The sequence below is a fragment of the Niallia sp. Kr1 genome (genome assembly GCF_050389805.1).
Lineage (GTDB): Bacteria > Bacillota > Bacilli > Bacillales > Cytobacillaceae > Bacillus_BD.
Window position 1 is genome coordinate 1,759,026 of sequence record NZ_CP130945.1, and the last position, 13,185, is coordinate 1,772,210.

Genomic DNA, 13,185 nt, shown 5'->3' on the forward strand with positions numbered 1-13,185 from the left:
ATGAAATGATTATAAAGAGGAAGAGGGAAAGAGATGCAAGCTTTTAATGAGAAGTTTAATCATTTTGGAGAATGGGTCATTCGTTTAGTATTTCTAAATTTTCTATGGATGGGTTTCAGTGTTTTAGGACTTGGAATTCTTGGTATTTTTCCAGCCACAAGTGCGTTGTTCTCAGTGATGCGTAAATGGTTTATTGGGAATGATCGTGTGAAGATTGTTTCTGAATTTTTCCGGTACTATAAAAAAGATTTTTGGAAAAGTAATCTATTAGGCTATTTCTTTTTGCTAGTAGCGATCATTCTTTGGGCAGATTATCAATTTGTAAGTTCAATCGCAAATCTCGGTATGCTTGCATTAGGATATATCGTTTTAATCTTGTTGGCTTTCTCTTTATTGTCATTATTTATATTGTTTCCGATTTACTCACATTATCAACTATCACTTTTCCAATATATTAAAAATACGATTCTTTTTCCGATAACGAATCTATTTTCGATGATTTTACTTGCTGCTCTATTCTTTGTGATTCAATTTATTTTCAGTCAATTACCTGGCTTTATCTTATTTATCGGAATGAGTTTTCCAGCCTTTGTTATGATGAAACTGGTTTTCCCCATCTTTCAAGGCAAAAGTCTTTCCGTTCGAGGGTTTTTTAAGATGTTTAAAAAATCGAGAGAAGAAAGTTTGTATTATTAAAGATGAAACTAGATCTAGGTACAGAATATTGAGAGAGTAGTTGGAGAATGTCTGCCTTTGATTTTATCGTACAAATTAAATTGCCTTCTCATTTTCAAGGAAGGATTATAGAAAACAAAGTTTAAGTTCAGAGGATATTTGTCTATAGAAATTCCAACCTTTTTGGTATACTTTAATTATAATCAATTGTATGAATACGTAATGACTAGATTGCCAGAATAAAACCTTGGAGGTAATTGAAATGAACAAGGATGAACGGCATGCCTATATTTTAGAAAAATTGGAAACGGACCAAAAGGTTCTTGTTATTGATTTAGCAAAACTACTGGATGTTACTCCTGAAACGATTCGTCGAGATTTAGCTGAACTTGAGATGAACGAACAGTTATCACGTATACATGGTGGGGCGGTCCCATTTGTACCAACCCATAAAGAAATGGTTTATGATAAAAAAATGTCACTGCATATAGAAGAGAAAAGGAAAATTGCGAAGCGAGCAGCCGAGCTTATTCAGGATGGCGATACGATTGCTGTTGATGTCGGATCGACGACTGTTCATATAGCGGATATGATTGAATATGTCCAAGGGTTAACGGTTGTCACAAACTCGTTAAGCGCGGCCAGCCGATTTAATTTGGCCATTGAAGAGAAAAGAATGACAGGTCAAGTGATCATGCTGCCGGGTGTGACTAATCCCTATCAAGCTTCTGTAAAAGGGACCTATACAGTAGAATTTTTGCGGAGATTCAATTTTAATCTTGCCTTTATTTCCTGTGGTGGGGTAACAAAAGAGGCTATTTATGATTTTGATATGGACGAATCTCTTGTATCCGAAGCTATGATCCAGTACAGTCAGGAATCGATTTTATTGACAGATTCATGGAAATTGAATAAGAAATCTTTATTTGAGATTTGTCCGATATCCAACATAACAAAAGTCATTTGTGATACTGAGAAACCTGTAGATTGGTATGAAAATGGATATGAATGGATTACTGCACATGCTGAGGTTCATTCCATTTAGATGAGAGTTTGGACAGAGCATGGTGTTAGGGACCCAATCTAAATTAATCGATCTAATAGGAAAGCGTTTTGTACCTGAACAGAATGCTTTCCTTTTTTTGGTTTAGTTGAACGTTAAGGATAAACGGCGCGTTACAGGGACATGTCGATTCCATTTTAATTCGGTAATAGTGAAAACATCATTTTACAATTTTAACCCGAAAATTAGAAAAATGGGGAAGCAGTAATAAAAAAAGTAGGTTTGTAAGGAGTGTTTAAGAGGGGCGGGTTTATTAAAAATAAATATATTTCCAGTTTCTTCGTGATTCATCATAAATGATCTTCTTATTCAACTAAAATCCCTGACTTTTTTGGTTATAAGATTATGGGGCGATCAACGAATTGATGCATGACCGAATTTCAGTCATGCTCTTTTTATTTTCAAAAGGGGAAAGCATAGAGTGAAAATCGTCATGCTAAATTGGACAAAGAGGAAAGTTATCCAGCGTTAGATTGAGAGAACAGACGATCATTCCGCATGTTTTTTTAATTTGCCCATTGTTTCATTACTTGCTCTTTCGCCATTTGGTACACTTCTTCATCTGGTTGACTCTTGTTTGTAATGACATTGGTTTGATACATTTTATCCTGTAACGTGACATAGATGGTATATTGATACATGTTGTTTCCTCTCCTTTTTCGTAGTTGGTGGCTTATTGATTAAATGATAAAATTCATTTTTTGAGTACTGATGGATTTTTTGTAAAGGTTTAATAAGTTTTATATCCTTTTGTAAAGGAGAGGTAGAGAGGTAGAGGTCGCTTGATTCATGGACAACTTAAAAATGATCAAGAAGCCTGCCCCATGACTTACCACTGACCCAAATTGCAACACGAGAACCGTCCCCCTGTTTCATGTTATTATAATAGTGGTAATAAACTGAAAATGGGGAGTGGATGATTTGGATGGTCGAATTCTTGCCAATGGGATCGTTTCGTTAAAGGGAACGGATCTTCGAATGGTATATGCCTTATTGTGCAAAACAAATGTAGGTCACCTTTTATCATCAAAGACAAAGGGGTTATTTTCAAAAGAAGGTCAAGACTATTTTACGAAGCATTTGGAAGACGAGGTAAAGAAGATAGAAAACAAAGACGATCATGAGTTGCAGGTCGATCTATTTTTAAAATTAACGGAATTATTAAAACTTAGTGGCAGAAAGTATACACTAAAACAAGATATTGAGGATCAATGTGAAACGGTCGTGAATGAGGTATATGAACAGTTTCAAAAACAAGATAAGCAGTTTCGCATCTTTATAGAGGACATGCCCCAATCAAGCAAGCTTCAACAAATGATTCGGTTTCAAATGAGTCATGTTTTTCGTGAGTTAGACGGGAGCTTTCAAGACTTTTCCTTAGAGGATCAAATGAGATTTGCCTCTCAAGTGAATGAATATATTCAGAGTTTGCCAGAAGAACAGAAAAGGGTGATTCAAGAAGAGCTCGACATACCGGAATTAAACGACATCATGATAGGCAAGGCCATTATGATGAATGGGACAAGTATGGTATTCGCGATTATTGCTGAGGTAAGTGGATCTGCCTTTTATTCAACTGCAACCTCTTTCGTTACTAGATTTTCTAGTTTATTTGGTTTCACGTTACCATTTGGTTTCTACACGGGTGTAACATCGTCGGTCGCTATCCTGACAAATCCATTTTTTTTGTTTCCACTTCTAGTAGGCGGTGGTGCAATCCTGATAAACTATCAAAATAAATCATTAAAGAAAAAGTTACTTCCGATTATTTTGTTACAAGTGTCTCTTCCTAATATGAATAAGGAAGAGGATGCTGAATTTGAGCCATTCATTCAAGAATGGGCAAGACGATATAATCAATACCGAAGTTTCCATGTGGAATTAGAGAGAATCGAAAGGGAACAAAAAGAGTTAAGGGACAGCATTCTGCGAAATGACACCAGAATAAAGGACTATGATAGGCAAATGGGTGAGAAAACAGGCAGAATAAAGGAAGAGAAGCAGAAACTTCAATCGGCCTTAATGGCAATAAATTTTGATGGGTTAGACATCTCATCTTCTTTTGAGAAACACAGAATAGAATATCAAGAAGTGGTTGCTAAAATTAAAGAGCTAAAGGATGCTAAGGAACAACATCCAGCATCACCAAATATTTTGAAGAAAATTAGCAGTAAATGGACAAATCTCGTAAATCCACTAGAGATCCTAGAGGAAGAAAAAAAGCTAGAACCAATATTGGAGAAAATGGTCAATGATATCCTTCTGTCAAATTGTTCAATATTCAAGGCTGAACGGGAGCGGATTCTTCTTATGGAAAGGGATGTAAACCAGTTAAAAAGGGATCTAAACACCGAAAAAGAGGAAAAACAAATGCGGGAAACCGCTTTAAGAAACTTAAAGGAAGAGCATGATATATATATCGATCAAATGAAGCAATTCGAACATGAAAATTATGGATTTTCCGATGTAGTTATGCCAACACAACCAGCCATTTGATTCATGAGTAAGGGATCAATTAAACAGTGCTTGGCATCGTTCGCTCATTTATAAGACTGAATCATTCGGAGAGTGACGTTAATGGAGACTTGGGATTTTGTTATAGATACGATGGTGGAAGAGAAAGAATAAAAAGCCCCGTTATTTTTATATTAAAGCTTGAATAGATATGTTGACTGAATGGATGAAGAGAAAGGTGGATGTAAAATGGATATATTTGAAGCAATAGTCAAAAGGAGATCAATTGGTAAGGTGAAACAGGATCCAATCGAGAAAGAAAAAATTGAAAAAATATTGGAAGCGGCTATTTGGGCTCCGAATCATTTTCGTACGGAACCTTGGAAATTCTTTGTCTTAACTGGGGAAGGGAGACGCCCTTTAGGTAGAACATTAGCCCAAATTGCAAAGGAGAATATGGAAGATCCTGAAACAAAGGAAAATCAAGAGAAGTTAAAAAAGGCGGAGGAAAAGCCTTTCCGGGCACCTGTTATTATTACGGTAGCGGTCACTCCTTCTGACAATCCAAAAGCCATCGAAATCGAAGAGGTGGGTGCCGTAAGTGCTGCGATACAAAATATGCTGTTAGCTGCTCATGCTCTTGGACTCGGCGCGATTTGGCGCACAGGAAAGCCTACCTACCATCCAAAAATGAAACAATTATTCGGATTAGGAGAAAGGGATGAGGTGTTAGGGTTTATTTATATCGGATATCCAGAAATGCCTCAACCGGAGGGAAAAAGAATTTCCTTTAAAGAAAAGACGAAGTGGATTGAAGGAGATACACCTATATATTAAATCGAGAGAGGAGAGATGAGTCAGAGGGACAGGTCCGTTGACTCAACAGATGATTTTTGAAAACTCAAATTCGTTTTTATAAGTTATTGAGGTAGCTTTTTTGTAGAGGGAAAGTGCCTGTCTCCAAGTCCCGGCCTTTTTTATGAAAAAATTATCGGATAAGTTGAACCATCCAGTTTAATTGCTTTAGAAGAAAAGATTCTTAGATGACTGCTAAATAAACTAGCCTTATTTAAGGTTCTGTGTTTTTTAGGCGGTTAAGAGCATGCAAATTTTGTAGAAGATAAAATGAAATGGAAATCGGATTTTTAAAAAGGTAGGGCTATTTATGACAGAGAGTGATAATGGTAATGAGTTAAGCGCCAAACCAGCAGTGGAACAAAGCTATATAGGTGCTTTGGAAAAGCAAAGGGCATTATACAAACGTACGTTATTTGTAGTAAGTGTTTCACAAATATTTGGTGGGGCAGGGTTAGCAGCAGGTGTTACGGTGGGAGCACTTCTTGCACAGCAAATGCTCGGTACGGATGCGTTTGCTGGAATTCCTACAGCTTTATTTACGTTAGGGTCAGCAGGAGCCGCTTTATTCGTTGGGAGACTTTCTCAAAAGTTTGGTCGTCGAACAGGTCTTACAGCCGGTTTTATGCTAGGTGGAGTTGGAGCAATAGGAGTGATCCTTGCAGCCATCATCAATAGTGTTTTATTATTATTTGGTTCTTTACTTGTTTATGGTGCTGGAACCGCAACAAATTTGCAAGCTCGTTATGCAGGTACAGATTTAGCGAATCGTAAACAGCGAGCAACTGCTATTAGTACAACGATGGTTTTTACCACATTTGGTGCCGTCGCAGGTCCGAATTTAGTGAATGTGATGGGAGATTTTGCTCTTTCGATTGGTGTTCCAGCACTTGCAGGTCCTTTCATTTTGGCAGCGGCAGCTTATATCTTAGCAGGTCTTGTCCTTTTTATCATGCTTCGACCAGATCCACTCGTTATTGCTAGAATGTTAGAAGAAAGCAACGAAAAACTTAGTAATCTAGAAGATATGGCAACTACTGTACCTATTGGAAACAAAAGAGGCATCATCGTTGGGGCAACCATTATGGTTCTTACTCAAATGGTCATGGTAGCCATTATGACTATGACACCCGTTCATATGAGAGATTATGGACATGACTTGGGTGCGGTAGGTCTTGTAATTGGTTTTCATATAGGTGCGATGTATCTCCCTTCATTGTTTACAGGTGTCCTTGTTGATAAACTGGGGCGTACGGCGATGTCTATTGTTTCTGGAATGACGTTACTCTCTGCTGGATTAATAGCAGCCTTTGCACCAGGAGATTCTACGGTTCTTCTCGTCATTGCTCTTTCTTTACTTGGATTAGGTTGGAATTTTGGATTAATTAGTGGAACGGCGCTTATTGTTGATTCAACTGAAGCCTCCACACGGGCGCAAACTCAAGGGACCGTGGATGTTTTGATTGCATTGTCAGGAGCTGCGGGCGGAGTATTGTCTGGAATGATTGTTGCCGGTTCAAGTTATCTAGCATTGTCCATTTCTGGAGGAATTCTATCCTTATTACTCATTCCGGTGGTGATGGGATCTCGTCGAGGTGAAAAATAAGCGGGAATGTTTTATAAAATACTGTATCTGATTGGGAAATATAAAAGGGATGCGTTGATCTATGAGGATTAACGCATTTTTTATTGAAATGGTTGTACGAACAGTCTGGTTCGTTACGAAACGGAATTTTAAATGGATATTATATGTTAAAATTGAATTGTTTCACTAAGGTGGTTATCTTTAAAAATGGAAGTTAGGGGGAATTTCGATCGGAACAATAATAAATATAATATCAATGGCAATTATGCTATTAGTGGTCGTTTTATTTTCGATAGATAAATCTGTTTTAGGTTCCAGTTATATAGGAGTAATTTCTTTTGGTAGTTTCGCGTTAGTAATGAATTACATTCATAATTTAGAGAAAAAAGCTGACATGGATAAAAAGTAAAAATAATAAGCTGGATTTGTTTTTTTGCAACTGTAATTATAGGATTAGTACTAATCCTTTCGTTTCGGGAAATTTTTAATACATATGGTTTATGACGAATAGGAGTAGACCGCTTTTAATGAATACAACAAAAGGGTGCAAGTGTTGGTGGGAGGGTTACTATGGCTATTGCTTTCTGATTCGAATGTGGCAAGATAGTTAAAGCACAAAAATCTTTGTTAATATGAAAAAAATAAAAATTTACTTAAAGAAGGAATAAGATGTTTAAGAAAATTAAGGATTGGGCAAGAGAATTAAAACGACAGATATTTATTCTCTACTATGCTTATAAAGATGAAAGAGTACCTTGGTATGCAAAAGTATTTACTGCTTGTGTTGTCGCTTATGCGTTCAGTCCAATTGACCTAATACCAGACTTCATACCTCTTATTGGCTTTTTAGATGAGGTAATTCTCCTTCCATTAGGAATCATGTTCGCAGTGAAGATGATACCAAAGGATGTATTAACTGATTGTGAAGTTATGGCAGAAGAAATGATGAAAAATGTGAAGCCAAAAAATTGGATAGTTGGTTCACTTATCGTCTTGATCTGGGGTGTAATGATTGTTTGGGTTGTTATGAAAATTTATCACTTTTTTAACAATTGATGTTGCATTGGATTTTTATAAAAAGAATGGTGATCAGGTAATCGGAAGTATCGATAGTGTGGGTGAGACAAGGTATCAGTCTCCCTTGACCATTTTTCCTTCAATTTCGAAAATCTATTAAATAAGAGTTCTGAATATAATAGGACTAGCATATTTTATGGTAAACATAAACGATTACCTAATGATTAATAGATTTGTAAGGAGGATATGTGATGAAACTATTAAAAAAGCGTTCAGCAGCTGTAGAAAAAAGAGGATTGGGAAACAACCGAAATATTCGGCTCAGTATCTCGATTAACGATGAATATGATCAGAAACTGTCTAAATTATCTCTTTCATGTGACTTGAGCAAGTCGCAAATGACCGATCAGCTTTTAAGAATTGCTCTAGACTCTCCTAATGTAGTGGAATGGCTACAAGAGCAATATAATACAGTGGAGGAATATAGAGTCCGTCCGCTTATGATCAATAATAAGATTCATTACTAAAAATCTCCCAGTCCACATTTGGGAGATTTTTTTGATTTATAGTACATTTAACGAGGTAACTCGTTTCTCTGAATCATTAAATTATACTTTTGCTACCGATATAAGGTGGAATATTGCCATTTTAAGGCTTCTTTAACAAACGAACATTTTTATGAGAAAGGGAGCCCTCAAGTATTGAGGGGTAGGGAGTTAATGTTCATTGTCTAAATTAAGAAAATTTGACGGATGTTTGCAACGTTCAAAACCTGGCTTTTGCTCACCATTGCGTGCAAAAGCCGAAAGCAAATTGATTTTTTGTTCTCTTAAATTATCTTTTTTAAGGATTAATCGTCTATTACAGCTTTTCCTTGTTCACGTAACTGTTTTAAAGAGGTAAGCATATGATTGATTTGTTCATCGGAATGTCTTTCCCATGAACCTAATTCAGCTATGATTTTCAAAGGAGATTTAGACCGATAAGAGCGTGTTGGGTTTCCAGGAAATCTTTTGTCCGTTACGTTCGGATCATTTTCAAAATCACCTAATGGCTCGACCATATAGATTCTTTCTTTTGAATTAGATGTTGCCAATTCAGCCCCCCATTTAGCAGCTTCTAATGTAGCGGTAAAATAGATATAGTTCGATTTTTTATCCTGGTAATTGGATAAGTGATAGGGTTCTAATAAATCTCCAATTTTTAATTCTGCTTTCGTACCATGAAAAAAAGGACCACGATCTAATACATCTTTTTTGTCATTCATCCTTATACACCTCATATATTTTATATTTGTGTATAACAGTATAGTATAGCGATTACGAAAAGAGTAGTCTATAAATAATGAGAAGATGGTAGTATAATGGTAGTAGAGAGATTGAGATCGAATGACATTTACATATTTAAAAACAGAAGTTGTAACCTAATATTACAATTTTTATCTAATATAAGATCTTTATAAATGGATATCAAGTTTTCGGAAGTATCGATAATGTGGTCGACAATGGGACAGACAACACATTCCTTCAATGAGGATGTTACCAAATGCAGGTATATAGAAGTTAGAAGGTAAGGAATTATATGGACATGTTATTTTGAATGTAGAGGTGAAAAACGATTCTTATTGAGTTATGCAACTATTTTTTTAGGGTAATATTAAAAATAGTAGGTGTACGATGAAAAAATATATCTTGATTGTTTGTTTTTTATTGATATTTATCGGAATATTTTGTTATTCGGAATATAAAAAAGTAGAAGATTTTAAAAATGAAGTTATAGATTATTTAAATAATAAAGGATTTACGCCTAAAGAATACTCCACACCTAAATATGTTAAAAGGAAAGTTATGAAAGGGCTTCGAGTAAAAAGCATAGAAATCGTTTTCTACGAAGAAAGAAATTATACTTATTCTTATATGAGATCATCAGATGGAATTGAGTTTATTCACGCAATAAATGAAGATACTGGTGAAAGGGATTATGATAAAGTAGAGCCAATTAAATAAGGCTTCCTAAAGGGATAAATTTTACTATTCTTATTCAACTATCGTCGGGTGCAAACCAAAGTTCTTTCTATTTATCAAATTTCTCATTCAATTTTTGCGTATATGATAAATTTAAAGGGGGCTTTAGTGAATAAAAGATTTCATAAAATCCCTTTTTATGCAGCTACCTTGCTTCAAAATCATGCATAACCAATACAAAAATAGACCCACTCTAAAGAGTAGGTCATTCATTATCTAGTCAAATCACTTATTCCTGGGGCGTGTTCATTTGGCATCTCAGGCATTTCTGAAACTGGATGACCTACCGGTGGAGGAATAACCTGAAGCTCATGGTCATTCCTGCTTGGAGATTTTCCAGAGAAAACCTCCGCAATTAAAGTATCATCCAGCCTGAAATTAAACTGGGCATTGTGGAGGCCCATATCTACATACTTCCGGAATTCATGGTATTTATTTATATCATAGTTTGGAACCGGCAATAATTTCCCCCAGTCTACTCCAAGTGTTTCAAGGGCTTTGGCAAACGCATTTTGATGCGCATTGTCCCGAACAATTAGAAACGCAAGTGTTTCTCTAAACGTTTTATTTGAACTCATTTCATATATTCTTGACTTTTGCAGAACTCCAGTTGATTCCAATGTAAGGTTATCCAACAAGTCTCCTATCAAATTCCCATGACTGTACACCTAGGAACCATTCCATGGATTTCCTGCTGCATCTACTGGAAGAGAAGCCTGTGCACCAATAATATAATGATGAGGATTAGCTTGTTGTACCGGACTTGACAATGGTGCACCACTTGGACTATCCGAACCTACTCCCGGCTCCCCAGATTCATTCAGCAATTGATTGATTGTCGTCTGCACAAGTTCAACATGCGCGATTTCTTCTAAAAAAATTCCCCGAAGCAGATCCCGGTATTTCTTATCTTTTCCGCGAAAATTTGAACTCTGGAAAAAATACTGCATCATAGTACGCATTTCACCAAAGTGCCCGCCAAGGATTTCCTGCATGACCTTTGCTGCAGCCGGATCAGGTTTGTCTGGTACAATAATATTAATTAAATCTTCTCTGTAAAAATACATGGTTTTCCTCACTTTCACATCTTATAGGCATCAGCCATATTTTATTTTGCTTATTGAAGGACAAAAAATACTTATTGCTTTGTATTGATTAAGTCGTATAAATAGGGATCTTAAAGATCTTGTAAATCTCAATACAGGGGAAATAGCTTATTGAGAAGAACCTACTTAAGCTAATGGGGGGAGTTATGACCAAAAAGGATTAACCCTTTTTATGTTGAAGTTATTGTACGAACGGACGGTTTAGTTGATGTAGAAAATTAGGGTATAAGCCTATATTTACATTTTAAAAAACACCTTACCTGAATTTTTGTTATTATCTAATTTCTAACGACTATCTACATTTTTGGTTGATTTAACAGATAATAACAAAAAAATTTCAAGGAATGAGAGAAATAATGGATGTTTTAGAAGATCTATCTAATTTACCTTATCTATTAAAGGCATTGTTAATTTTGGTGCTGCAATATATCTTCTACATTTCGCTGGAAAGAGATCGCTTGCAGAAACGATAGTTTCGGAAGCTGTGTTGAGGATTTCGATTGGTGCTGTCCTAATCCAACTTTTATCATTAAAGGATGAATGGTAAGCAATATATGCTGGAACTTTACTTATTATAGGAATTGTATTAGTAGCAAAAATACAAATATGGTTACCTAAATCTAGGAAGTTTATTAATGGAGTACCATCAGTACTAGTTAAAGATGGAAAGATGAAGTTAGAAGAGCTAAAAAAAGCCAGATTAACGACAGATGAGATGCAAAGTGCACTTCGCCAAAAAAGCATAGGAAGTGTCGCAGATGTTGAATTGGCATTATTAGAGTCAAATGGTAAGATATCAACTATCCTAAAGCCAAACAAAGCACCGGCAACCAAAGAAGATATTCAAAAAATTTTGGATATCTTAGCCGAAAATGGTATTCGTTCCTCATCACAAAATCAGTCTGAAGCGAAAACACCGCCATTATTTCAAGAAGCTTATGACGAGGGAGACATAGTGGACTATAAACCTCAGATCCATTAAATAAGCTGTTTTTTTAAGATCATTCATAATTTTAAAGTTTGATTAAAATCCTGATTTCGCAAAAGCAGGATTTTTTTGCTTTTATGAAATGGCAACCCTCTGTTTCTGCATACTTCACTCCAATATTATAGTATAAGGAATACCTTGTGCTTCTAGCCATAAATGTCAGGTAATAGGTAATGGTATAATTTTCCTTTTAATTAAAATCAATGGTAGTTTTGTAAAAGATCTTAAGAAGAAAGGTTGAATTTTGTTAACAGAAATTGCAAAGAGCTTTAAACATAATCACATACTAGATCAACATCCCTATTCTAGAATAACAGTTGTATACATATCATAGATAGGGAGATGGAGAGAATGAACAAAAAATTAATAGTAGGTGCAGGGTTAGCATTAACGCTGTTAGTCAACCCATTTAGTCAGGCGTTTGCAGCGGAACCAACAGTAGGCGAAAGAAAACAGGTGGATAATGTAGCACACCGTGGCGCCACCGCATATGCACCCGAAAATACAATTGCTGGTTTTGATTTGGCAGTAGATATGAAAGCCGATTATATTGAAATTGATGTTCAAAGAAGTAAGGATGGCAAATTAGTACTGATCCATGATACAACGGTAGATCGGACAACAGATGGAACCGGTAGAGTAGGGGATTTAACGTTTGAACAGCTTAGAAGCCTTGATGCGGGTAGCTGGAAAGGGGAACAATTTGCTGGTGAACAAATCCCAACATTTGAAGAGATCCTTGACCGTTATCGTGGAAAAATTGGTATTTTAATTGAATTAAAGGCTCCGGAACTCTACCCTGGGATTGAAGAACAAGTGGCAGAAGCATTAAAAGAACGAAATCTTGATAAACCACAAAATGAAAAGATTATTATTCAATCTTTTAACTTTGAATCGATGAAAAAAATGAATGAGCTTCTTCCTAAAACGCCAATTGGTGTGTTAACTTCAAATCGTGCGCACACAACATCAGAAGCTTTACAAGAATTTGCCACCTATGCTGATTGGTTTAACCCGAGTTATGGAATTGTTACAGAAGAATTAGTGGATGAAGTGCATTCTCTCGGTATGCAAATTGGATCATGGACAGTGCGTAGTCAAGCAGCAGCAGACTTCTTATTCGATATGGGAGTTGACGCCATTATTTCTGATTATCCAGATTATGTAGATCCAAGAAACTAATCATGATGTAAAAAGCTTTAGAAAAAGGGGTAGGGTTCCTATTCCTTTTTTTGCTATGATTAATGGTGGTTTATGCTTGTCTAAACCAACCAAATCGTCGACTCTGTTTATCCACATATTCATAAATGAATAAGACTTGAAAAGAACCTTACAATCAAATAAACTCAGATTTACGTGAAAACTATTAATCCATTTATTTGATGTGGAAGGACTTTATTGATTAAATAAGTACGTGA

At 35.9% G+C, this 13,185-nt stretch carries 13 protein-coding genes and 1 pseudogene; 11 read left to right on the top strand and 3 right to left on the bottom strand.

What is annotated here, in order from left to right:
• Nucleotides 1–33 precede the first annotated feature (33 nt).
• Together Q5760_RS08755 and Q5760_RS08760 are read left to right on the top strand one after the other, a co-directional pair.
• Nucleotides 34–696, top strand: a complete 663-nt coding sequence (locus tag Q5760_RS08755) for a YesL family protein (protein WP_428911806.1) — start codon at nt 34–36, stop codon at nt 694–696.
• A 241-nt stretch (nt 697–937) separates the two neighbouring features.
• Nucleotides 938–1,720: a DeoR/GlpR family DNA-binding transcription regulator gene (locus Q5760_RS08760; RefSeq protein WP_428911807.1), complete on the top strand. Its 783-nt coding sequence runs from the start codon at nt 938–940 to the stop codon at nt 1,718–1,720.
• A gap of 524 nt (nt 1,721–2,244) precedes the next feature.
• On the opposite strand, the gene Q5760_RS08765 is transcribed toward Q5760_RS08760, so the two are convergent.
• Nucleotides 2,245–2,379 carry a BA3454 family stress response protein gene (locus tag Q5760_RS08765; RefSeq protein ID WP_428911808.1) on the bottom strand — a complete coding sequence of 45 codons (135 nt, stop codon included), beginning with the start codon at nt 2,377–2,379 and terminating at the stop codon, nt 2,245–2,247.
• Nucleotides 2,380–2,659: 280 nt separating this feature from the next.
• Here Q5760_RS08765 and Q5760_RS08770 point away from each other — a divergent pair, with 280 nt between their 5' ends.
• From Q5760_RS08770 to Q5760_RS08795, 6 genes are all read left to right on the top strand, one after another.
• On the top strand, nt 2,660–4,234 hold the full coding sequence (locus Q5760_RS08770; RefSeq protein WP_428911809.1) for a hypothetical protein: 1,575 nt from the start codon (nt 2,660–2,662) through the stop codon (nt 4,232–4,234).
• A gap of 207 nt (nt 4,235–4,441) precedes the next feature.
• Entirely contained in the window at nt 4,442–5,029 is a 588-nt protein-coding gene (locus tag Q5760_RS08775) for a nitroreductase family protein (protein ID WP_428911810.1), read from the top strand.
• Between the two features lie 328 nt (nt 5,030–5,357).
• Nucleotides 5,358–6,653: an MFS transporter gene (locus Q5760_RS08780; RefSeq protein ID WP_428911811.1), complete on the top strand. Its 1,296-nt coding sequence runs from the start codon at nt 5,358–5,360 to the stop codon at nt 6,651–6,653.
• A 235-nt stretch (nt 6,654–6,888) separates the two neighbouring features.
• Nucleotides 6,889–7,041 (top strand): hypothetical protein, encoded by a 153-nt coding sequence (locus Q5760_RS08785; RefSeq protein ID WP_428911812.1) that lies wholly within the window; start codon nt 6,889–6,891, stop codon nt 7,039–7,041.
• A 260-nt stretch (nt 7,042–7,301) separates the two neighbouring features.
• Complete coding sequence (locus Q5760_RS08790; protein ID WP_428911813.1) at nt 7,302–7,688, top strand: YkvA family protein; 387 nt, start codon at nt 7,302–7,304, stop codon at nt 7,686–7,688.
• Between the two features lie 212 nt (nt 7,689–7,900).
• Nucleotides 7,901–8,176: a hypothetical protein gene (locus tag Q5760_RS08795; protein WP_428911814.1), complete on the top strand. Its 276-nt coding sequence runs from the start codon at nt 7,901–7,903 to the stop codon at nt 8,174–8,176.
• 323 nt (nt 8,177–8,499) lie between these two features.
• On the opposite strand, the gene arr is transcribed toward Q5760_RS08795, so the two are convergent.
• Entirely contained in the window at nt 8,500–8,916 is a 417-nt protein-coding gene (arr, locus tag Q5760_RS08800; RefSeq protein WP_428911815.1) for an NAD(+)--rifampin ADP-ribosyltransferase, read from the bottom strand.
• Nucleotides 8,917–9,325: 409 nt separating this feature from the next.
• Here arr and Q5760_RS08805 point away from each other — a divergent pair, with 409 nt between their 5' ends.
• A complete protein-coding gene (locus tag Q5760_RS08805; RefSeq protein ID WP_428911816.1) occupies nt 9,326–9,655 on the top strand; it encodes a hypothetical protein in 330 nt (109 codons plus the stop codon).
• Between the two features lie 230 nt (nt 9,656–9,885).
• Here Q5760_RS08805 and Q5760_RS08810 read toward each other — a convergent pair.
• Nucleotides 9,886–10,740 (bottom strand): annotated as a pseudogene (locus tag Q5760_RS08810) (manganese catalase family protein).
• A 643-nt stretch (nt 10,741–11,383) separates the two neighbouring features.
• Here Q5760_RS08810 and Q5760_RS08815 point away from each other — a divergent pair.
• Both Q5760_RS08815 and Q5760_RS08820 read left to right on the top strand, forming a co-directional pair.
• Nucleotides 11,384–11,761, top strand: a complete 378-nt coding sequence (locus Q5760_RS08815) for a DUF421 domain-containing protein (RefSeq protein ID WP_428912535.1) — start codon at nt 11,384–11,386, stop codon at nt 11,759–11,761.
• Nucleotides 11,762–12,118: 357 nt separating this feature from the next.
• Complete coding sequence (locus tag Q5760_RS08820) at nt 12,119–12,949, top strand: glycerophosphodiester phosphodiesterase (protein ID WP_428911817.1); 831 nt, start codon at nt 12,119–12,121, stop codon at nt 12,947–12,949.
• Nucleotides 12,950–13,185 lie beyond the last annotated feature (236 nt).

Bases quoted from the DNA above. Each gene is read 5' to 3' on its own strand.
- Q5760_RS08755 (WP_428911806.1), top strand. From the start codon at position 34: ATGCAAGCTTTTAATGAGAAGTTTAATCATTTTGGAGAATGGGTCATT.
- Q5760_RS08760 (WP_428911807.1), top strand. From the start codon at position 938: ATGAACAAGGATGAACGGCATGCCTATATTTTAGAAAAATTGGAAACG.
- Q5760_RS08765 (WP_428911808.1), bottom strand. From the start codon at position 2,379: ATGTATCAATATACCATCTATGTCACGTTACAGGATAAAATGTATCAA.
- Q5760_RS08775 (WP_428911810.1), top strand. From the start codon at position 4,442: ATGGATATATTTGAAGCAATAGTCAAAAGGAGATCAATTGGTAAGGTG.
- Q5760_RS08780 (WP_428911811.1), top strand. From the start codon at position 5,358: ATGACAGAGAGTGATAATGGTAATGAGTTAAGCGCCAAACCAGCAGTG.
- Q5760_RS08785 (WP_428911812.1), top strand. From the start codon at position 6,889: ATGGCAATTATGCTATTAGTGGTCGTTTTATTTTCGATAGATAAATCT.
- Q5760_RS08790 (WP_428911813.1), top strand. From the start codon at position 7,302: ATGTTTAAGAAAATTAAGGATTGGGCAAGAGAATTAAAACGACAGATA.
- Q5760_RS08795 (WP_428911814.1), top strand. From the start codon at position 7,901: ATGAAACTATTAAAAAAGCGTTCAGCAGCTGTAGAAAAAAGAGGATTG.
- arr (WP_428911815.1), bottom strand. From the start codon at position 8,916: ATGAATGACAAAAAAGATGTATTAGATCGTGGTCCTTTTTTTCATGGT.
- Q5760_RS08805 (WP_428911816.1), top strand. From the start codon at position 9,326: ATGAAAAAATATATCTTGATTGTTTGTTTTTTATTGATATTTATCGGA.
- Q5760_RS08820 (WP_428911817.1), top strand. From the start codon at position 12,119: ATGAACAAAAAATTAATAGTAGGTGCAGGGTTAGCATTAACGCTGTTA.